The organism is Micromonospora sp. NPDC049301, from assembly GCF_040678715.1.
Lineage (GTDB): Bacteria > Actinomycetota > Actinomycetes > Mycobacteriales > Micromonosporaceae > Micromonospora.
This window is the reverse complement of the sequence record NZ_JBFAQO010000004.1, coordinates 365924-384062: the sequence shown is the minus strand read 5'-3', so window position 1 is coordinate 384062 and position 18139 is coordinate 365924. Positions and strand designations below refer to the sequence as shown.

The following is an 18139-nucleotide window of genomic DNA, read 5'->3' as shown; positions in this document are numbered from 1 at the left end:
TCCGCCCGCCCCGCCGGGCCGGCAGCGCGGTCGGTGCCGACCGGCGGTTAACCCGTGGCGGGCCGGGTAACCGCGGCGCACACCCCGCCGACAGCGAGGAACGGTGACCCGTGTCCGAACTCAGGCCGCCGGCCCGACAGCCGGTGGACGACCCCCGGCACGGCCGGTTGGCCGCCCGGCCACGCCCGCCGGGGAGCCCGGCGCCCGCCGGCCTGCTGCCGCTGAGCGCCCCCGACGGAGGGCTGCTGGCCATGGTGTACGCCCCGGAGCCGGCCGCGGCCGGCGCGGCGTACCGGTTGGTGCTGCTGCTGCACGGGGCGGGCGGGTCCGCACGGCAGGGGCTGGAGTTGCTGCTGCCGGTCGCGGACGCGCACCACCTGCTGCTGGTCGCCCCGCAGGCGGTCGCGAGCAGCTGGGACCTGATCGCCGGGGGCTTCGGGGTGGACGTGCGGCGCATCGACGGTCTGCTGGCCACCGTCTTCGACGGCTACCCGGTGCGCGACGTGACGTTCGGCGGGTTCTCCGACGGCGCCTCGTACGCGCTGTCGCTGGGCCTGACCAACGGCGAGCTGGTCGACGCGGTGCTGGCCTTCTCCCCCGGTTTCGCCGCGCCGCTGGTCACCCACGGCCGGCCGCGGATCTTCGTCTCGCACGGGGTGGACGACCGTGTCCTGCCGATCGACGTGTGCAGCCGTCGGCTCGTCCCGCACCTGCACGACCTCGGCTACGAGGTCGCCTACGAGGAGTTCCCCGGCGGCCACGAGATCCCTGCCCCCATCCGCCAGTCCGCCACCACCTGGCTGACCACCGCACCCTGACGGTGGTGCCGGATCAGACCAGGGGAAGGCCGAGGGCGTCGTCGACCCGGGTGAGGACGGTGGCGTCGTCGTCGGGGCTGAGGCCGCGCAGCAGGTCGATGGCCGTGGCCCGGACCTGTCCGATGATCATCGCGAGCGGGAGGGTCTGGGTCGACCCGAAGAGCTGCCCGGCGGTCCGCACGGCGGCCAGCGCCGCCTCGTCCGCCCGGGTGGCGTGCCGGTCGGCGGCCTCCTCCCGCCCGTCCAGGTCGGCGGCGAGCGCCGCACCGGCCTCCCCGACCGCCTCGGCGAGCGACCGCAACGCGGCGTTCAACTCGGGTTGCGCCGGGGCGTGCAGCCGGCTGAGGGTCACGCCGGCACGGGCCAGCACCCGGACGTTGCGTACCGCGTAGTCGATCTGCCGGATCGACTCGTCCACCGACCGCAGCCGGCCGATGTGCCGGCGCCGGCGCACGTTGAGCCGCAGCGCCTCGCCGGCCGCGAGCACCCCGTCGCGCAGCCCGTCGACCCGGGCGTCCATGCCCCGGGCCTGGGTCAGCGCGGCGACCACGCCGGCCTCGTCGCGGCGGTCCAACGCGTCGGCGATCCCGCTCAGCAGCCCGGCCAGTTCGTCGAAGGTCCGCCGCACCTCGGCGGCCAGCGGGGCCAGCGGATGCCGGGCGTCGACCAGCAGGCTGACGGCGAGCGCGACGGCGCCGCCGATCAGCGCGTCGACGAACCGGAACGGCACCAGCGAGCCGTCCGGCGGCGCGACGACCACCAGATAGAGCGCCGAGACCGCGGCCTGCACCAACGTCACACCGGTGGCGCCGAAGGCAACCGCGAGCAGGACGGTGAGCAGGATGACGGTGAAGACCGTCCACGTGCTGCCCGGGCCCAGCGCCTGCACCACGAGGTCCGCCACCAGCACACCGGCGGCGACCCCGAGGACGACCTCGACGGCCCGCCGGATCCGCTGCCCCCGGGCCTGACCGAGGACGATCAGGGCGGCGGCCGGCGCGAAGAAGGGCTGCGGATGCCCGAGCAGACGGGTGGCCAGCAACCAGGCCACCGTCGCGGCGAGGGTCGTCTCCAGCACCGGCCGCCAGCCGTGGCGCAGCCGGTCGCCGGCCACCCGCACGCCGCTGAACCGCACCTCCGCCCACCTCCCCCACCGCGCTGCGCGCTGCCAGCCTCCCGGTCGCCCGGGCCCAGACGACCGTCTCACGGCGCCCGGAGCGCCCCTCGTGATCGTCTACCATCGCGCGATGGACCCGCTAACCGGGCTGCTCGACGGTCCCCGGGCCCGGGGCGCCTTCCTGCTCCGGTCGGTGCTCGACCCGCCGTACGCGCTGCGGGTCGAGGACCGGGCGCCGCTCACCGTCGTGGCCCTGGTCAGCGGCACGGCCTGGGTCGTACCGGACGACGCCGCCGCGGCGACGCTGCGCCCCGGCGACGTGGCGGTACTGCGTGGACCGGACGGCTACCTCGTGGCCGACGACCCGGCCACCCCGGCGCAGGTGGTGATCCACCCCGGTCAGCGCTGCACCACCCTGCGCGGCGAGCCGCTGGCCGAGTCGATGGCGCTGGGCGTGCGCACCTGGGGCACCGGCCCGCACGGGTCGACGGTGTTGCTGACCGGCACGTACCAGCTGCCCGGCGAGGTGAGCCGCCGGCTGCTGACCGCGCTGCCGCCGCTGCTGGTGGTCCCCGCCGACGAGTGGCGCAGCCCGCTGGTCCCGCTGCTGGCGCAGGAGGTGACCCGGGACGCGCCCGGCCAGGCGGCGGTGCTGGACCGGCTGCTGGACCTGCTGCTGATCGGCGCGCTGCGCACCTGGTTCGGCCGCGCGGACACGGCGCCCGGCTGGTACCGGGCGGCCGGCGACCCGGTGGTCGGTCCGGCCCTGCGGCTGCTGGAGAACGACCCGGCCCGACCGTGGACGGTCGCCGCGCTCGCCGCCGAGGTGGGCGTCTCCCGGGCGGTGCTGGCCCGCCGGTTCACCGAGCTGGTCGGTGAGCCGCCGATGGCGTACCTGACCGGGTGGCGGCTGGCGCTCGCCGCGGATCTGCTGCGCGAGCCGGACGCCACGCTGGGCGCGGTAGCCCGCCGGGTCGGCTACGCCAGCCCGTACGCGCTGAGCACCGCGTTCCGCCGGGTGCGCGGGATCAGCCCGAGCCAGCACCGGATCGGCGCTGCCGCCGACTGATCGCGCCGGCGGGGTCAGCTCCCGGTCAGGGCGTGCAGCAGGGGTGCGGACGGCGGCGGTCAGGTCGGCCCGGCTGGCCGGGCTGCCGGGTGCCGGGGCGGTGAGCGCGCCGGCCACACGTTCGGGTGGTAGGTGGCGTTGCCGTCCCGCAGTCGCACCAGCAGTTGCCCGTCCGGGTCCACCAGCAGCACGCACGCGATCACGATCATCCCCGCAGCCAGGCCGAAACGACCGGTGGGAAAACGGCGTTGAGTCCAAAACTCCAGAGTAGTCATTTGTGTTGGCATCAGCCTCAGCCGAACGTGACAGCACACCGGTAAGATCGGCGACTGCCTTGTGACTGATCGCTGACTGCTCGTGGTGATAGCGATCACACACACTGAGCCAATGACCAGGAGAGTCAACCGCGGTAAGGCACTCCGCGTCGCGGTGTGCCTCCTTCTTCTCGCCGTTCTGAGCGGTTGTATGCAGCTCAACATGGGGCTCACCGTCAACGCCGACGACACGGTCGACGGGCAGCTGCTGCTGACCGCCCAGAAATCCCTGCTGACCTCGCGCAACAAGGACGTCCCGACGGCCTTCGCGGAGCTGCGGCAGAACATCCCCGCGCTGCCGGCCGGCGAGGAGACCGGTTACGAGGACACCAAACTCTTCGGCACCCAGATCAGTTACCGCAAGGCGCCGCTGGCGACCTTCGACAGCGAGAGCGTCAAACTGGTCCGGGACGACGATCTGTACCGATTCACGTTGCCGCTCGACCCGGCGAAATACGGCGGGAAAATGGCGCAGCAGAATCCGCAGCAACAGCAGGCCTTCCTCAAGTTGATGTCTTTCGAGATCTCCGTGACATTTCCTGGCCGGGTGATCGACTCGAATGGCACCGTCAACGGCCGGTCGGTCACCTGGAAGGTGGACTCCAACCAGGACAAGCCGACCGAACTACGCGCCGTCGCCGAGGCGCCGCCCCGACCGTCGGCCTCTCCGGTCGCCGCCGCCGACGGGGGCGGGTTCCCCTGGCTGCTGCTCGTCGGCGGACTGCTCCTCCTGCTGCTGCTCGCCGCGGTGGGCGTACTCCTGCTGCGTCGCCGCCGCCCGACGGCGCCGGCCGCGCCCGGCCCGACCGCGCCCGGCCCGACCGCGCCCGGCCCGACCGCCGGCGTGCCCGGGCCCGGTTGATCCATCCGGTGGCCGGCACCGCCGGCCACGCCCGGCCCCGGCCGCCCCGCCACGACGGCGACCGGCGCCGGTGCTCCCACCCGGGAGCACCGGCCCTCACCACCACCACATCCCGGTCGCACCATCGCAGAAAAGGGGGATCGCCGTGAACGATCTCTTCACCTGGGCCGCCCTGGGCAGCCTCGCCGGCGCGAGCGCCGCCACCCTGCTGGCCACCAACGTCATCGGCGGGCTGATCGGCCCCAGCGGTGACAAGGCCCGCAAGTGGATCGCCATCGGCATCGCACTCCTGCTGTCCTACGTGACGGCGGCTTTCGCCGACGACGCCGGCGGCGAGAAGTGGATCATCGCGTTCTTCAACGCGCTGGTCATCTTCTCCGCCGCGCTCGGCGTCAACCAGATCCCGCCCGGCAACCGGCAGGCGACCCAGGCGTCGCCGACACAGGTCGCGCAAGGTCGCGAGCCCCGCATCCTCCGCTCCTGGGTCTGAGGAGTGACATCATGATCTTCGGAATCATCAGCGCGGCCGTCCAGGTGGGCTTCGGCGCCCTGTTCGGCCTCCTGGCCGGCGGCCCGATCGGGCTGCTGATCGGCGCCGTCGTGGGCCTGCTGGTCGGCGCGGTCTTCGGCTGGTCGGTGGCCTCCGCCGGGGTGTACGCAGCGGACGCCCGCGGCATCTTCCTCTTCATCGTCGACCACACCTGGAGCCTGCTCAACACGGTCGTCGGGGCCATCTACCTGGCCGTGCACCTGCTCTTCGGCCACTCGCTGGACCGGCCCACCTCGCAGGGCAGCGGCCGGGTCAGCGTGGTGGAGGGGGTCTCGCCCCGCTACGCCACCACCATCGGCACCGTCTGCGCCGGATCCAGCTCGGGCATCCAGCGTCACGAGGACGTGCACATCTTCCAGGGCCGCCTGCTCGGCCCGCTCTACATCCCGCTGGTGCTGGCGAACTACGTGCTGTTCACCATCGCACCGGTGTGGCTGCTCTACCACGACCACACCAACGCGCCGATCAACCGGTTCACCCGCTACTTCGAGATCGGCGTCTACCCGCACGTGTGGAACGAGGCCATCGCGTACCGGATCCAGGGGACGCCGCCGCGATGAGCACCGACGGGCGCGGACCGATCGAGACGGCCACCGCCGAGCTGGCCGCCTGGCTGACCAGCGCGGCGGGCGAACCCGTCCCGATCGGCCCGCCCCGTACCGACGGCGACGCCGCCGGGCTCACCCTCTGGCCCCTCGAACTGCGCCCGGCACAGCAGACCCGCTCCAGCGGCGCGGTCCGCGAGCCGTACCGGTTCACGGTCCGCTACCTGCTCTGCGTGACCGGGCCGGCCGGGCTGGACCGGCTGGACCGGGTGCTCACGGCCGTGACCAGCGACGGCCGCTACCCGGTCGTGCTGGAGGCCGGCGAGGCACCACTGTGGACCGCCTTCGGCACCGTGCCACGTCCCGCGCTGCTGATCGACGTGCCGGCGCAGGTGGACCACCCGACCCCCGCCGCGCCACCGGTGCTGCAACCGCTGCGGCTGCGGCAACTGGGGCTGCGCACGCTCACCGGCCGCGTCGTCGGTCCCGAGGAACAACCGCTCGCCGCGATGCGGGTCGAACTGCCCGGCACGGCGTCCGTCACCCGCACCGACCCCGACGGCCGGTTCCTGATCGTCGGCGTACCGCACGACCCCGAGCACCCCGGCCCGGTCCGGCTCCGGCTGACCGGGCGCGGGCTCGTGCTGACCGCCGAGGTCGACCCCGCCGAACCCGACATCGTCATCGTCTGCGCGCCACCGACCCACTGACGCCCACCCGCACAGGAGGACCGATGCCCAGCTACTTCTCCCCCGGCATCTACGTCGAGGAGGTCCCCAGCGGCGCCCGACCGATCGGACCGGCGAGCACCAGCATCGCCGCCTTCGTCGGCGTCGCCCCGGACCGCTCCGCCCACCTGGGCAAGGCGGTGCCGGTCAACAACTGGACCGAGTTCCTGCGGCTCTACGCCGGCGGGGAGCAGGCCGAGAGCACCCCGCTGGCCCGGGCGGTGTTCGGCTTCCTGGACAACGGCGGCGCCCGCTGCTGGGTGGTCAACGTCGGCGAGGGCGGCGCGATCACCGGCACCGGGCAGCGGCGCGGCGGCCTCCAACTGCTGGAGGCGATCGACGAGATCTCCATCATCGCCGCGCCCGGCTTCCACGACGTGGTCGCGCATGAGGCGCTGCTGAGCATGGCCGAACGGACCCGCACCATGGTGGCGATCTGCGACCCGGCGCCGGACATCGACGACATCTCCGCGCTGACCCGGGTCGCCACGCCGTCCTCCGGCAAGCCCCCCAAGCCCGCCGAGGGCTCGGGCAGCGCCTCGGGCGGGTCGGCCGGTCCTGGCGGTTCCGGTGGGCACGAGGGCGCGGCGTACCGACCCCGGCAGTCGGAGTTCGGGGCGTTCTACTACCCGTGGCTGCGCGTACGCGACCCGATCAGCGGTGAGCTGGAGCTGACCCCGCCGAGCGGTCACCTGGCCGGCATCTGGGCCCGCACCGACGCCCTGCGCGGCGTGCACAAGGCGCCGGCCAACGAACCGGTACGCGGCGCCGTCGACCTGGGCTACCTGGTCACCCGACCGGAGCACGACGTGCTCAACCCCAAGGGCGTCAACGTGATCCGCTACTTCGCCGGTGAGGGCATCCGGGTCTGGGGTGCCCGTACGCTCGCCGCCGAGGCCAGCGAGTGGCGCTACCTCAACGTGCGCCGGCTCAGCATCGCCATCGAACAGGCCATCGCCAACGGCACCCGGTGGATGGTCTTCGAGCCCAACGACTTCACCCTCTGGCGCTCGATCCGGCGCGACATCGGGGCGTTCCTGACCCGGGTGTGGCGCGACGGCGCGCTGCTCGGGCGCAGCCCCGAGGAGGCGTTCTTCGTCAAGTGCGACGAGGAGACCAACCCGCCGGAGGTCCGCGACGCGGGCATGGTGATCGCCCACATCGGCATCGCCGTCGTCAAGCCCGCCGAATTCGTGGTGTTCAAGCTGAGCCAGTGGGCCGGCGGCACCGAGACCGAGACGATCGGAGGCTGACGACATGCCCACCACGGCCACTCCGCAACCGGGCGCCCCGGTCGACCCGTACCGGGCGTACAACTTCCGGCTTCTCATCAACGGCGTCACCAACGGCCACTTCACCGAGATGAGCGGGCTGGAGGTGAACATCCCGGGCCAGCCGTACCGGGAGCACGGCTTGGGCCGGATGCGGATGGTGCCGGGCCAGGCGGAGTACGAGCCGGTGACGCTGCACTTCGGGCTCACCGCGTCCCGGGAGCTGTGGGACTGGGTGCACGCGACCGCCCAGGGCACACTCAACCGCCGCAACGTCTCGGTGGTGCTGCTGGACTCCGTCGGGACCGCCGAGGTGCTGCGCTGGAACCTGATCGACGCCTGGCCCACCCGGTGGCGCGGCGCGCACCTCAACACGCTCAGCCACGAGATCGCCATCGCGTCGCTGACCCTGCGCTACGAGGGCCTGGAGCTGGAGACCGGCGGTGCCACCGCACCGGCTCCCGCGTAGTTGGCTGGCCGGCCGGCTGCGCTCGGCGGCCGGGGCGGTGCAGCGTCTCGCCGGCCGGGTCGAGCCCACCGGCGCGAGCGGGCGTGGGCCGGTGGACGTCCGCACGGCGGCGCCGCGCCGCTTCGGCGAGCCACCGCAGCACTGGCTGGACCTGGTCGCCGCACACGCTCCCGGCCTGCTGCAGGGCCTGGACCTCGACGACGTACCGCCGGATGGTCGGGTCTCGACCGGCGCTGCGGGCAGACCGGGCGGGGACGGTGCCGCGCACGGACACGACGACGGGTCCGGCCGCGAGGACGGCCTCGGGCGAGCCGACGGTGGCACCGACCGTCACTGGTCGAGCGCCGACCCGTCGGGTGGGTTCCGGAGGTATGACGAGGCTGAGTTCGAGGGCCCTGCCCACGTCGACGGCCCGGACGCCGGCGACCCGGTCCGCGGTCCTGGTACGGGCGGGTTCGACGTGCCCGGCGCGGGTGGTGGATTCGGCGATCCTGGCGCGGGCGGCTCCGCAGTGCCGGGCGCCGGTGGCGGATTTCGCGGCCCGGGCGGTGGATTCCGGGGACCCGGTGCCCCGGAGCGGTTCGGTGGGCCGGCGGGGTGGCGGGCAGCAGGCGGGCCCGGGGTTTCCGGCGGCACGCGGGGGGCCGTTGCGGGACTGGGCCATGCTGACCTGGGCACCACCGGCTCGTCCGGCACCGTTGGCCGGTCCGGCGTTGGCGGCTCGTCCGGTCGGGGCGGCGGGGTCGGCGCGGCCGGTGGGTCCGGCGCCGGGGGTGCACCCGGTGCCGCTGACGCGTCTGGCGCGGGGACGACGTTCGGGGCGCGGGGTGGCGTGGCGGACGGCCCGACAACGTCGACCGGTCCGCGCTTCCGCCGTGGATCCGCTTCGCCGTCCGGGCCGGGGGCACCGGCCCGGACGGGATCGGACGGAGCCTCGGGGCTGGACGGGCCGGCGCGACGGAGTGCCGACGCCGCTGCCGGCGGAAACGGGTGGTTGAGGTCGGGACGGGCGGGGGAAGCCCTCATGCCATCCCGGCCGATGATCCGCCCTGCGATCCCCGCCCCCTCGCCCGGCCAACCTCGGCGTCCCGAAGCAACTCCCTCCGCCTCCGGTACGCGAGGCCGGATCTTGGATTCCGGCACCTCCAGGGGCACGTTCCCGCCAAGGTCTGCGGTCGGGCCGGATGAACGGGGCAGTGGCCGGTCCATGGAGCGCGGGGGCGGGCGGGCGGCGGGACCGACCGGCTTCGAGACGGGCCGGGACGCGTCCGATGGCAGCCGGAGAGGCTTCGCGGACGGCGGGAGGGCTTTCGGGGGCGAGCGGCCGGGTGGGGTTTCGGCGGCGGGTGTGGAGCCGCGCGGGCGGCACCCGGGCCGGGCCGATGAGCGAGCCGGGCACGCCGATGGGCCGGGTTCGGCATTCGCCAGTGGCCCGCTCGACGTGACCCGCTCCGCGGCCAGCGGCCCCTGGCCGGCCCTCCCGGACGAACCGCCGTGGCCCGGGCACCGGGCCGGCGCGACGGTCGCCGGCGGGGCGTGGCCGGGTGGGTCAGGGCCGGCTGGCGGTGGATGGTCGGCGGTGGCCAGCGGTCTGTGGCCGGCGCTGCCGGACGACCGCCTGGTGTGGACGGTGCCCGCCGAGGCACTGGACCCGGCCCAGCTGGGCCGGCTGGAACGGGAACAGGCGGGTGACTGATGGAACGCGTCGCCTTCCTCATCGACTCCTCCGGCGAGCGGGTGGACTGCCTGCTCAACCCGGAGACCGTGCAGGTGACCCGGCTCGCCGGCGTACGCGGTCGGGCTGCCGCCGGTGGCCAGCTCACCGGGTCCGGGCTGGCGGACGACCCGCTGGTGTTCACCGGCGGCGGCCGGACAGAGCTGGTGCTCGACCTGCTCTTCGACGTCGACTTCGTGGAGGCGCAGGTCCGCCCCGCCGACGTGCGGGTGCTCACCCGTCCGCTGTGGATGCTGGCGGAGAACTCGACCGCCGAGCACGGGTGGCTGCGACCGCCGCTGGTCCGGCTGGTCTGGGGCAAGACGTGGAACGTGCCCGGCGTCATCGTCGCGGTGGCCGAGCGGTTCGACGCGTTCACCGGCACCGGTTCACCTCGGCGCTCCTGGCTGCGGCTGAAGCTGGTCCGGGCCGCCGAGACGGCCGATCAGGCGGAGGCCGGCTTCGCCGAGGAGTTGGCGGCGGCGAGCACCCCGACCGCCGCCCCGGGGAGCGCTGTGGTCGCCGCCGGCGACGGCGCCGGCGAGCCTGGCCGCTCCGGCGTGCGCTTCGACCTGCTGGCCAACGACGCGCTCGGCTCGCCGCTGCGCTGGCGGTTGCTGGCCGAACACAACCGGATCACCGATCCGCTGGCGGTGCCCGCCGGCACCACCCTGGCCGTCCCGCCGCCCGGCGGCACCCCGGCCGGCGGCACCGCCGGCAGCGGGTCGACGCTGGCCGGCGCGGTGGCCGGGATGGCACAGGCGGTGGCCGGCGCGGTGGGCGCCGGGGCGTCGTTCGTGGGCGCCTCGATCGCCACCGCGCCAGCGGCCTGGGCCGCGGCCACCGGAACGACGACCAGCCCCGCACCGACCGGCACCAGCACAGCCCGCACCAACCCGACCAGCACCGACCCCGGCAGCACCCGCCCGGGCGACACCGGGCCCGGCACCACGAACCCGGGCGGCACACCATGACGAGCCGCGCGCCGCGGGCGCTGACCGTCCGGCTCGACGGCGTCGAGCTGGCCGGCGCGGCCCGCCAGCGGGTCCGCTCGCTGCGGGTGTCCGCACGACTCGACCAGCCCACCCAGGCCGAGCTGGTCCTCGCCACCACCGCCGGGAGCGGCGCGCTGGACCCGGCCGTCCGTCCCGGCACGGCACTCGACGTGCGGCTCGCCGATCATGCCGACGCGCTGTTCACCGGGGAGGTGACCTGCGTCGAGGTCGAGTACGCCGCCGATGGGGCGGCCGTGCTGCGGCTGCGGGCGTACGACGCGCTGCACCGGTTGCGCAAGCGACAGGGGCTGCGGGTCTTCACGTCGGTGACCGCCGCCGAGCTGGCCCGGGAGCTGTGCGGCGAGGTCGGGCTGGACGTGACGGCGGAGACCGACGGGCCGCGGCTGGAGCGGCTGCTCCAGCACCGGCACAGCGATCTGGAGCTGCTGCGCGAGGTGACCGGCCGGGCCGGGCTGCACCTGGCCGCCGACGGCGACGGGGTCCGGCTGGTCACCCTCGACGGGTACGGGGACCCGGTCGCGTTGGCCCTCGGCGCGAGCGTGCACACCCTGCGGCTGGCCACGAACCTGGACCAGGCCAGCGGCGCCGACGCGGCGCTGGGCTGGCATCCGCAGCGGGCCGAGCCGATCAGCCAGCAGGCCGACGAGGCGCGCTGCGGCCGGCCGGCCGCCGACCGACCGGATCCGGCCGACGTGGGCGCCGACGGCGTACGCACCGCCGTCGACCAGCCCGGCCGCAGCGACGACGAGCTGGCCGCGTTGGCTCAGGCCCGGCTGGACGTCCGCGCCGCCGCGCTGGTCACGGCCGAGGGGGTGGCCGAGGGCGACCCGGCGCTGCGGCCCGGCCGGCGGATCGATCTGACCGGCGTGCCCGACCCGGTCGCCGGGGCGTACGTGCTGACCGAGGTGGTGCACACCGTGGACGGCAACGGGCACCTGACCCGGTTCTCCACCGTGCCACCGGCCGCCCCGCCCACCGCGTCGAGCGCGGGTGCGGTGGTCACGCTCGGGACGGTCACCGACGTCGCCGACCCGGACGGGCTGGGCCGGGTCCGGCTGACCCTGCCCTCGTACGGGGACCTCGACGCCGGGTGGCTCGCCGTGCTCTGCCCCGGCGCCGGACGCGGCAAGGGCCTGGTGGCGCTCCCCGACCCGGACGACACCGTGCTGGTGGCGCTGCCCGGTGGCGAGCCGACGTCGGGCATCGTGCTCGGCTCGCTGTTCGGGGCCGTCGAGCCGTACGACGCGGGTATCGACGACGGCCGGTCCCGCCGCTGGACGCTGCGGACGGCCGGCGGGCAGTCGATCGTCGTCGACGACGTCCAGCGCAGCCTGCGGCTGGCCACCGAGGGCGGCAGCTGGTTGGAACTCACGCCCGACCTGGCCACCCTGCACGCCGCGAGCGACCTGGTCATCTCCGCGCCCGGCCGGGCCATGGTGGTCCGGGCCCGCAGCGTGGACTTCCTGCACGCCGAGTCGACCGAGGACCCGACCACCGCGGCGGAGCGGGCGCGCGCGCTCGCCCGCGCACACCACGAAGGAGGCGGCTGATGCGCTGGATCCACCGCGACTCCGTGATCACCTGCGACCACGACGGCCGGGTCGAGAACCGGCCGTCGCAGCGGTGGGTGACCATCACCGGGGTGCCGGTGCTGGTGGACGACGACCCGGAGGGCCGGAAGATCGTCGCCTGTCCGAACTACGGCCCGACCATCAAGCCGTGCACGACAACGGAGAAGCTGCGCGTCGGCTACAGCGACTGGCTGCGCGTCGACGGGCATCGAGTGGTGCTGTCCCACCTGGAGGGGTTCACCAACGGCACGCCACCCAACGCGGTCCACCACCGGGTGCGCGACCCGCGCCAGCGGTTCCTGGAGGCGGACCGATGAGGGCCTTCCGCTTCGTCGGCGCCGGCTTCGACGCCGGCCGCAACGGTGGGTTGGCGCTCACCGCGGCAGGCGGCCTGGCCATGACCGAGGGCGACGAGAGCGTCCGCCAGGCGCTGTTCCTGCTCCTGTCCACCACGCCCGGCGAGCGGCTGATGCGACCCGGGTACGGGTCCCGGCTGCACCGGCTGGTGTTCGCGCCCAACGACGACACCACCGCCGGGTTGGCCATCCACTACGTCCGGCAGGCCATCGCCCGGTGGGAGCCCCGGGTCGAGGTGATCGACGTGGACGCCGGGCCGGACCCGGACGACGCGTGGCGGCTGGTGATCCGGCTGGACTACCGGGTGCGGGCCAGCCTGACCCCCGGGCAGCTGGTCTTCTCCGTGGACCTGCTTCCGCTCGACGAACCGGCACAGGGAGGACGGTCATGACGCTGCCCGTGCCGCACCTGGACGACCGCGCGTTCCTCGATCTGGTCACCGAGGCCCGCGAGCGGATCCGGCAGTCCTGCCCGGCCTGGACCGACCTGTCGGCGCACGACCCGGGCATGGCGCTGGTGGAGGCGTTCGCGCACCTCACCGAGGTGATGATCTACCGGCTGAACCAGTTGCCGGAGAAGGCGTACGTCTCGTTCCTGAACCTGCTCGGGGTGGCCCGGCACGCGCCCACCGCCGCCTGGGCGGACGTCCGGTTCACCCGCGGCGGCACCGACCGGGGCGCGGTGCGCATCCCAGCCGGCCTGCGGGTCGCGGCGGCCCGCGGCGCCGATCCCCGGCCGGTCGTGTTCGTCACCACCGAGCCGGCGCTGCTGCCCGCCGGCGAGACCTCGGTGACCGTACGGATGCACCACTGCGAGCCGGTCGAGGCGGAGCTGCTCGGCGTCGGCACCGGTCAGCCCGGCCAGGTGCTGCGGGCGGCCCGGGCCCCGCTCGCGCACACCGCCGAGCCGCTGGACCTGCTGCTCGGCGTGGAGGTGCCGGCCGGCACGGTGGAGCTGGGCGCGGCGGCGCGCGAGCACGACGGCCGCACGTTCGAGATCTGGCAGCCGGTGGACAGCTTCGCCGGGCTCGGCCCGCAGGCCAAGGCGTACCTGATCGACCGCTGCTCGGGGACGGTCACCTTCGCTCCCGCCCTCGACCTGCGTGCCCCGGCCGGACCGGCCCACCCGGCTGTCCCCGGCGAGCTCCCGCCGACCGACCCGGCGCGGTCGCCGGTGACCGTGGCGGCGGTCCCACCGGCCGGGCGGCAGGTCCGGCTCTGGTACCGGGCCGGCGGCGGGCCGACCGGCAACGTGGCGGCCGGCACACTGACCAGCCTGCGCGACCCCCTGCCCGGGGTACGCGTCGACAACCCGGCACCGGCGGCCGGCGGCCGGGAGATGGAGGCCCTGGAGTCGGTGCTGCTGCGCGGCCCGTACGAATTCTTCGCCCAGCAGCGCGCGGTCACCGCCCGCGACTTCGAGGTGCTGGCCACCAGCTCCGGCGCGGTGGCCCGGGCCCGGGCGTTCACCCGCGCCGCCGTGTACAGCTTCGCCCGGCCGGGCGAGGTCGAGGTGGTGCTGGTGCCGTACGTGCCGCCGACGGCCCGCCCGGGTGGCCGGCTGCCGGTGTCGGTGCTGCGCGAGCACGAGGTGCCCGAGGCGCGGCGCCGGGTGGAGTCGGATCTCGAGGAGCGCCGGATGGTCGGCATCCGGTCCCGGGCGACCTGGGCCCGGTTCAAGGCGGTCTCGGTGCGGGCCCGGGTGGTGGTGCGGCGGGAGGAGGACGTGGACGCGGTCCGCCGGCGGATCCACGACCGGCTGCACCAGACGCTGAGCCCGCTGCCCACCGCGCTCAACCCGACCGGCTGGCCGTTCGGGGAGCCGCTGCGGGCGTCCAATGTGTACCGGCTGCTGGAGCACGCCGAGCCGGGCGTGCGCTACGTCGAGTCGGTGCGGTTCGTGGTCGACGAGGCGCCCGACGCCGAGGTACGTGCCCTCGCCGTCGACCAGTACCAGCCCCGCACCTGGTACGCCGGGCGCGGTCCGGTGCTGTTCCGCTCCAGCAACGCCGGCGCGGGCTGGGAGCCGGCCGGCCGCTTCGACGGCGAGACGGTGCTGCGGGTGGCGCCCGCCCCGGCGCCGGCCCGGCCGGGCATCGTGCCGCGTCCCGGCTCGGTGGCCGTGGTGACGCTGCGCGCCTCCGGCGGCTCCCGGGTGCACCTGAGCACCGACCTCGGCGAGACGTGGTCACTGCTGACCGACCTGGACTCGCGGATCTCCGACGTGGCCTGGCTGGATCGCGACGGCGCGGGCGCCCTGCTGGTGGCCACCGACACCGGCCTGTACGAGGTGTCGCTGCTGCCCGGCGCGGTGCCGCTGCAGATCCTGGTCGACCCGTCCGACGCCGACCGCGGGTTCTACGCGGTACGCGCGTTCGTCTCCGAGCGGGGCGCACCGGGCGTGGCGGTGGCCGCGCAGGCCGGCTTCGGGGTGTACCTGTCGACGGCGGGCGGCCGGCCGGGCAGCTTCGCCCACGTCGGTCTCTCCAATGTGGACAACCGGGTGCTGGCGGTGCAGTACGACGGCCCGGCCACGTTGCTGTGGAGCGGCGCCGGCGAACCGGACCCGAAGAAGCCGGGCCAGGGCTGCCACCGCACCCGGCTGTTCGAGTCCGACGTGCAGTGGCAGTCGGTGCAGGCGGGATGGATCGGCGGCACCTGCCGGGATCTCGCGTTCGCCGGGCCGCTGGCGCTGGCGGCCACCCAGAGCGGCGGGGTGCTACGGCTGGACACTCTGGCCGCCCAGCCGCAGTGGCAACCGGTGTCGGTCAACTGTGGGTTGCCGCTGCGGGACCGGACCCGGTTCGAGCCGGTCGACGCCATCGCGGTCAGCGGCGGCGCGGCCACCGGCGCCGGCCAGGAACGGCTGATCCTGGCGGGCGGGGCGCGCGGCGTCTACCGCAGCGCCGGCGCGGTGGACTGGACCGCCAGCGCCAACCAGGCCACCGCCGACGTGGTGACCGTTCCCGACACCTGGCTGCTCTGCTCCGGCGAGCACGACATCGAGGTGGTGCGGCAGGATGCGACGCTCGGCGATTGAGCGGCTGCTGCCCGCCGCGTACCAGCGGGCCTGCGTGCCGGGCAGCGTGCTCTGGGCGCTGCTGGAGGTGATGGAGGGCCTGCACGCCCCGGACGAGGCGATCCTCGCCGAGGTGGACGCCCTGTTCGACCCGTACCGGGCGCCGGACGGGCTGGTCGTGCAGCTGACCCGCTGGGTGGCGATGGACCACGTGGTGGCGTCACCCCGCCCGGACACCCCGCTGCCGCTGCCGGTGGGCCGGCTGCGCGACCTGGTGGCCAACGGCGCGCTGCTGGCCCGCTGGCGCGGCACCCCGTACGGGATGCGAAAGGCTCTCGAGGTGGCTACCGGTGTCAATGGTTTCGCCCTGGACGAACCGGCGGACCAGCCGTTCCACGTCGTGGTGCGGGTGCCGGCCGCCGCCGCCGACCAGCTCGCCGTGATCACCCGCATCGTCGAGGCGGAGAAGCCCGCCTCGACCACCGTCGAGATCGTCGTCGCAGAGGAGTCGTCATGACCACCGAGTGGGCGGTCGTCGCCGCCGCCGAACAGTTCACCCTCGACCCGCGCAACAGCGGCGAGCTGACCTTCACCGTCTCCAACCCGGGCAACGCGCCGGACACGGTGGTGTTCGACGTGGCGCCCGGCGAGGGCTCCCAGCGGGCCTGGTTCACGGTGACCGAGCCGCAGCGGGTGGTGCCCGGGCAGGGCTCGGTCTCGTTCCTGGTCAAGCTCGCCGTGCCGGCGGGCACCCCGCCCCGGCGCTACGACATGACCGGGTTCGCGTACTCGGCGAACACCGCGCCGGAGGAGAGCTCCCGCTCGAGCGGCCGGGTCACCTACGAGGTGCGGGCCGTCGCCCCGCCGAAGCGGACTCCCTGGCCGTGGATCGCGGCTGCGGCGGCGCTGGTGCTGCTGGTCGGCGGGGTCGTCGGCTACCTGCTGACCCGACCCGACGACGCCCCGCCCGGTGCGCCGAGGGTCGTGACGCTGGAGGCGGAGAGCCTGGTCGACGGCGCGCGGGTGGAGTCCCCGGCCGGGGCCGCGGTGGCGGTGGTGTCGCAGCCGAACTGCTGCGCGGTGACCTGGTCGGGAAACCAGCAGATGTTCTTCCAGGGCCGGGCGCCGGGCGACCGGGTGAGCCTCACCGTCGACCTGCCGGCCGACGCCGTCTGGCGCTTCTCCACGGTGCGCACCACCTCGTTCGACTACGCCAACACCATCTGGCAGATCGACGGTACGCAGGTCGGCGGCACCTTCTTCGGCTTCACCCCGAAGGTGGTCCTGGAGGACTTCACCGACGTCGGCACCATCCGGCTCGGACCCGGGCGGCACACGCTCACCCTGATCGCGGTGGGCAAGACCCAGGGCGCCGACCGGTACTTCGCCGGGGTCGACCAGATCCGCTTCACCGAGGTGACCGGGGCGGTCGCGCAACGATGAGCGGTCGGCGGAAACTTTTGCTGGTGACGCTGGCGGTGCTGCTGGTGGCGATGTTCGTCCTGGCCGTCGGCACCGGGGGCGGCGATCAGGGCCGCGCGGACGAGCCGCCGGGGGTCGTGGAGCGGCTGGGCCGACTGGCCGGCGGGAGCAGCACCGTCGACCCGGCGACGGTGCGGGCCGACTGCGACCGCACCGGGGACGTGCTCAGCTTCGTCGGCGGCTGCGAACTGCGGGTGGCCGACCCGGGCGGGCTCCGGACGCTGGTGCTGCGCAGTGGCCGCGCCTTCGGGGTGAGGGCCCCGGCGCCCCGGGACGCCGACCTCACCGTTCGCGCCGAGGCGGAGCCGAGCGACGGCGCCGAGGCCGTCGCCCGGGTCGCCGTCGACCGTGCGGCGACCGTGCTGCTGACCTGTCCGGGAGGTGCCGGGTGCACGGTCACCATCGCCGCCTCCTGACCCGCTCGCCCGCCGGCCCCGGCCGCGCGCCCGTCGCCCGGCCCGACCGTGAGGAGGCCCGACATGGGTGAGTTGCGCAAACCGTTCCTGCTGCTCGCGCTGCTCGCGGTGACGCTGGTGGTCCTGGTCGAGGTCGGTTCGTCACTGCTCACCGGCGGCGGGGACGCCACCGGCGCGCTGCGGGCCGGGGCGATCGACCTCGGCGTGGACGTGGATGCCGCCGCGATCAGCGAGCCCTCCGGGCGGGGTACGAGCTACCTGGCGCTGATCGACGCGGTGGCGCTCTGGACGACCGGCCTCTTCTGCCTGAGCGTGGTGCTGCCCGACCGGATCCAGGGTCGGATCCAGGGAGTGGCCACACTGATCTTCTCGATCCTGCTCATCCTGGCGTCCCTGGTGCTGCTGATCATCGCCGTGGTCGAGCTGACCATCATGGTGTCGCTCTTCCTGGCCGTGCCGTTCGGCACCCTGGCGTACCTCGCGCTGTGGGGCTTCTTCCCGGTGGGCGAGGCGAGCCTGCTGCTCGGCCTCGTCCTGCTGCTGAAGCTGGTCTGGGTGGTGCTGCTGCTGCTCGCCCAGCCACGCTTCCTCCAGAACAAGGGCCTGGTGCTGCTGGCGCTCACCACGCTGCTCTGCACCGTCGTGCTGGAGTTCCTGCACCGGCTCGTGCCGGTCATCGTGGTGAGCATCCTCGACGACCTCGGCGCGCTGGTCTTCGCCATCGTCGCCATCATCTGGGGTCTGGTCCTGCTGATCGGGTCCATCCCCGCCATCGTCAAGGCCGTCCGGGTGACCGCCGCGCTGCCCGCCCGTTGACGTTTC

At 74.6% G+C, this 18139-nt stretch carries 19 protein-coding genes; 17 read left to right on the top strand and 2 right to left on the bottom strand.

Annotated features, from left to right (window positions below; genetic code table 11):
• Window positions 1-110 precede the first annotated feature (110 nt).
• The gene (locus AB0K07_RS14690) at window positions 111-818 is read left to right on the top strand and encodes a phospholipase (RefSeq protein ID WP_363755174.1); all 708 of its coding nucleotides are present in this window, start codon (window positions 111-113) and stop codon (window positions 816-818) included.
• Between the two features lie 13 nt (window positions 819-831).
• On the opposite strand, the gene AB0K07_RS14685 is transcribed toward AB0K07_RS14690, so the two are convergent.
• Window positions 832-1953: an FUSC family protein gene (locus tag AB0K07_RS14685; RefSeq protein ID WP_363755172.1), complete on the bottom strand. Its 1122-nt coding sequence runs from the start codon at window positions 1951-1953 to the stop codon at window positions 832-834.
• A gap of 112 nt (window positions 1954-2065) precedes the next feature.
• Between AB0K07_RS14685 and AB0K07_RS14680 the strand changes: the two genes are divergently transcribed.
• Window positions 2066-3004 (top strand): AraC family transcriptional regulator, encoded by a 939-nt coding sequence (locus tag AB0K07_RS14680; RefSeq protein ID WP_363755170.1) that lies wholly within the window; start codon window positions 2066-2068, stop codon window positions 3002-3004.
• Window positions 3005-3063: 59 nt separating this feature from the next.
• Here the strand turns inward: AB0K07_RS14680 and AB0K07_RS14675 are convergent, their stop codons facing one another.
• The gene (locus tag AB0K07_RS14675; RefSeq protein ID WP_363755168.1) at window positions 3064-3213 is read right to left on the bottom strand and encodes a hypothetical protein; all 150 of its coding nucleotides are present in this window, start codon (window positions 3211-3213) and stop codon (window positions 3064-3066) included.
• A gap of 178 nt (window positions 3214-3391) precedes the next feature.
• Between AB0K07_RS14675 and AB0K07_RS14670 the strand changes: the two genes are divergently transcribed.
• From AB0K07_RS14670 to AB0K07_RS14600, 15 genes are all read left to right on the top strand, one after another.
• Window positions 3392-4180: a DUF3153 domain-containing protein gene (locus tag AB0K07_RS14670; RefSeq protein WP_363755166.1), complete on the top strand. Its 789-nt coding sequence runs from the start codon at window positions 3392-3394 to the stop codon at window positions 4178-4180.
• Between the two features lie 145 nt (window positions 4181-4325).
• A complete protein-coding gene (locus tag AB0K07_RS14665) occupies window positions 4326-4670 on the top strand; it encodes a hypothetical protein (protein WP_363755164.1) in 345 nt (114 codons plus the stop codon).
• Between the two features lie 11 nt (window positions 4671-4681).
• A complete protein-coding gene (locus tag AB0K07_RS14660) occupies window positions 4682-5290 on the top strand; it encodes a glycine zipper family protein (protein WP_363755162.1) in 609 nt (202 codons plus the stop codon).
• Window positions 5287-5985, top strand: coding sequence for a carboxypeptidase regulatory-like domain-containing protein (locus AB0K07_RS14655; RefSeq protein ID WP_363755160.1), 699 nt, complete (start codon window positions 5287-5289; stop codon window positions 5983-5985). The genes AB0K07_RS14660 and AB0K07_RS14655 overlap by 4 nt, the downstream gene beginning before the upstream one ends.
• A 23-nt stretch (window positions 5986-6008) precedes the next feature.
• A complete protein-coding gene (locus AB0K07_RS14650; RefSeq protein ID WP_363755158.1) occupies window positions 6009-7256 on the top strand; it encodes a phage tail sheath subtilisin-like domain-containing protein in 1248 nt (415 codons plus the stop codon).
• A gap of 4 nt (window positions 7257-7260) precedes the next feature.
• Entirely contained in the window at window positions 7261-7743 is a 483-nt protein-coding gene (locus AB0K07_RS14645; protein WP_210908047.1) for a phage tail protein, read from the top strand.
• A gap of 1695 nt (window positions 7744-9438) precedes the next feature.
• Entirely contained in the window at window positions 9439-10431 is a 993-nt protein-coding gene (locus AB0K07_RS14640; RefSeq protein ID WP_363755155.1) for a hypothetical protein, read from the top strand.
• Window positions 10428-12023, top strand: a complete 1596-nt coding sequence (locus tag AB0K07_RS14635) for a contractile injection system protein, VgrG/Pvc8 family (protein WP_363755153.1) — start codon at window positions 10428-10430, stop codon at window positions 12021-12023. Before AB0K07_RS14640 ends, AB0K07_RS14635 begins: the two co-directional genes overlap by 4 nt.
• Window positions 12023-12361 (top strand): hypothetical protein, encoded by a 339-nt coding sequence (locus tag AB0K07_RS14630; protein WP_363755151.1) that lies wholly within the window; start codon window positions 12023-12025, stop codon window positions 12359-12361. The genes AB0K07_RS14635 and AB0K07_RS14630 overlap by 1 nt, the downstream gene beginning before the upstream one ends.
• The gene (locus tag AB0K07_RS14625) at window positions 12358-12792 is read left to right on the top strand and encodes a GPW/gp25 family protein (RefSeq protein ID WP_363755149.1); all 435 of its coding nucleotides are present in this window, start codon (window positions 12358-12360) and stop codon (window positions 12790-12792) included. Before AB0K07_RS14630 ends, AB0K07_RS14625 begins: the two co-directional genes overlap by 4 nt.
• On the top strand, window positions 12789-15440 hold the full coding sequence (locus AB0K07_RS14620; RefSeq protein WP_363755147.1) for a putative baseplate assembly protein: 2652 nt from the start codon (window positions 12789-12791) through the stop codon (window positions 15438-15440). Before AB0K07_RS14625 ends, AB0K07_RS14620 begins: the two co-directional genes overlap by 4 nt.
• On the top strand, window positions 15421-15936 hold the full coding sequence (locus AB0K07_RS14615) for a phage tail protein (protein WP_363755145.1): 516 nt from the start codon (window positions 15421-15423) through the stop codon (window positions 15934-15936). Before AB0K07_RS14620 ends, AB0K07_RS14615 begins: the two co-directional genes overlap by 20 nt.
• The gene (locus AB0K07_RS14610) at window positions 15933-16862 is read left to right on the top strand and encodes a hypothetical protein (RefSeq protein ID WP_363755143.1); all 930 of its coding nucleotides are present in this window, start codon (window positions 15933-15935) and stop codon (window positions 16860-16862) included. The genes AB0K07_RS14615 and AB0K07_RS14610 overlap by 4 nt, the downstream gene beginning before the upstream one ends.
• A 23-nt stretch (window positions 16863-16885) precedes the next feature.
• On the top strand, window positions 16886-17317 hold the full coding sequence (locus AB0K07_RS14605; RefSeq protein ID WP_363755141.1) for a hypothetical protein: 432 nt from the start codon (window positions 16886-16888) through the stop codon (window positions 17315-17317).
• Window positions 17318-17380: 63 nt separating this feature from the next.
• A complete protein-coding gene (locus tag AB0K07_RS14600) occupies window positions 17381-18133 on the top strand; it encodes a hypothetical protein (RefSeq protein ID WP_363755139.1) in 753 nt (250 codons plus the stop codon).
• Window positions 18134-18139: the final 6 nt, after the last annotated feature.

Bases quoted from the DNA above. Each gene is read 5' to 3' on its own strand.
- AB0K07_RS14680 (WP_363755170.1), top strand. From the start codon at position 2,066: ATGGACCCGCTAACCGGGCTGCTCGACGGTCCCCGGGCCCGGGGCGCC.
- AB0K07_RS14675 (WP_363755168.1), bottom strand. From the start codon at position 3,213: ATGATCGTGATCGCGTGCGTGCTGCTGGTGGACCCGGACGGGCAACTG.
- AB0K07_RS14670 (WP_363755166.1), top strand. From the start codon at position 3,392: ATGACCAGGAGAGTCAACCGCGGTAAGGCACTCCGCGTCGCGGTGTGC.
- AB0K07_RS14660 (WP_363755162.1), top strand. From the start codon at position 4,682: ATGATCTTCGGAATCATCAGCGCGGCCGTCCAGGTGGGCTTCGGCGCC.
- AB0K07_RS14655 (WP_363755160.1), top strand. From the start codon at position 5,287: ATGAGCACCGACGGGCGCGGACCGATCGAGACGGCCACCGCCGAGCTG.
- AB0K07_RS14650 (WP_363755158.1), top strand. From the start codon at position 6,009: ATGCCCAGCTACTTCTCCCCCGGCATCTACGTCGAGGAGGTCCCCAGC.
- AB0K07_RS14645 (WP_210908047.1), top strand. From the start codon at position 7,261: ATGCCCACCACGGCCACTCCGCAACCGGGCGCCCCGGTCGACCCGTAC.
- AB0K07_RS14640 (WP_363755155.1), top strand. From the start codon at position 9,439: ATGGAACGCGTCGCCTTCCTCATCGACTCCTCCGGCGAGCGGGTGGAC.
- AB0K07_RS14635 (WP_363755153.1), top strand. From the start codon at position 10,428: ATGACGAGCCGCGCGCCGCGGGCGCTGACCGTCCGGCTCGACGGCGTC.
- AB0K07_RS14630 (WP_363755151.1), top strand. From the start codon at position 12,023: ATGCGCTGGATCCACCGCGACTCCGTGATCACCTGCGACCACGACGGC.
- AB0K07_RS14625 (WP_363755149.1), top strand. From the start codon at position 12,358: ATGAGGGCCTTCCGCTTCGTCGGCGCCGGCTTCGACGCCGGCCGCAAC.
- AB0K07_RS14620 (WP_363755147.1), top strand. From the start codon at position 12,789: ATGACGCTGCCCGTGCCGCACCTGGACGACCGCGCGTTCCTCGATCTG.
- AB0K07_RS14615 (WP_363755145.1), top strand. From the start codon at position 15,421: ATGCGACGCTCGGCGATTGAGCGGCTGCTGCCCGCCGCGTACCAGCGG.
- AB0K07_RS14610 (WP_363755143.1), top strand. From the start codon at position 15,933: ATGACCACCGAGTGGGCGGTCGTCGCCGCCGCCGAACAGTTCACCCTC.
- AB0K07_RS14600 (WP_363755139.1), top strand. From the start codon at position 17,381: ATGGGTGAGTTGCGCAAACCGTTCCTGCTGCTCGCGCTGCTCGCGGTG.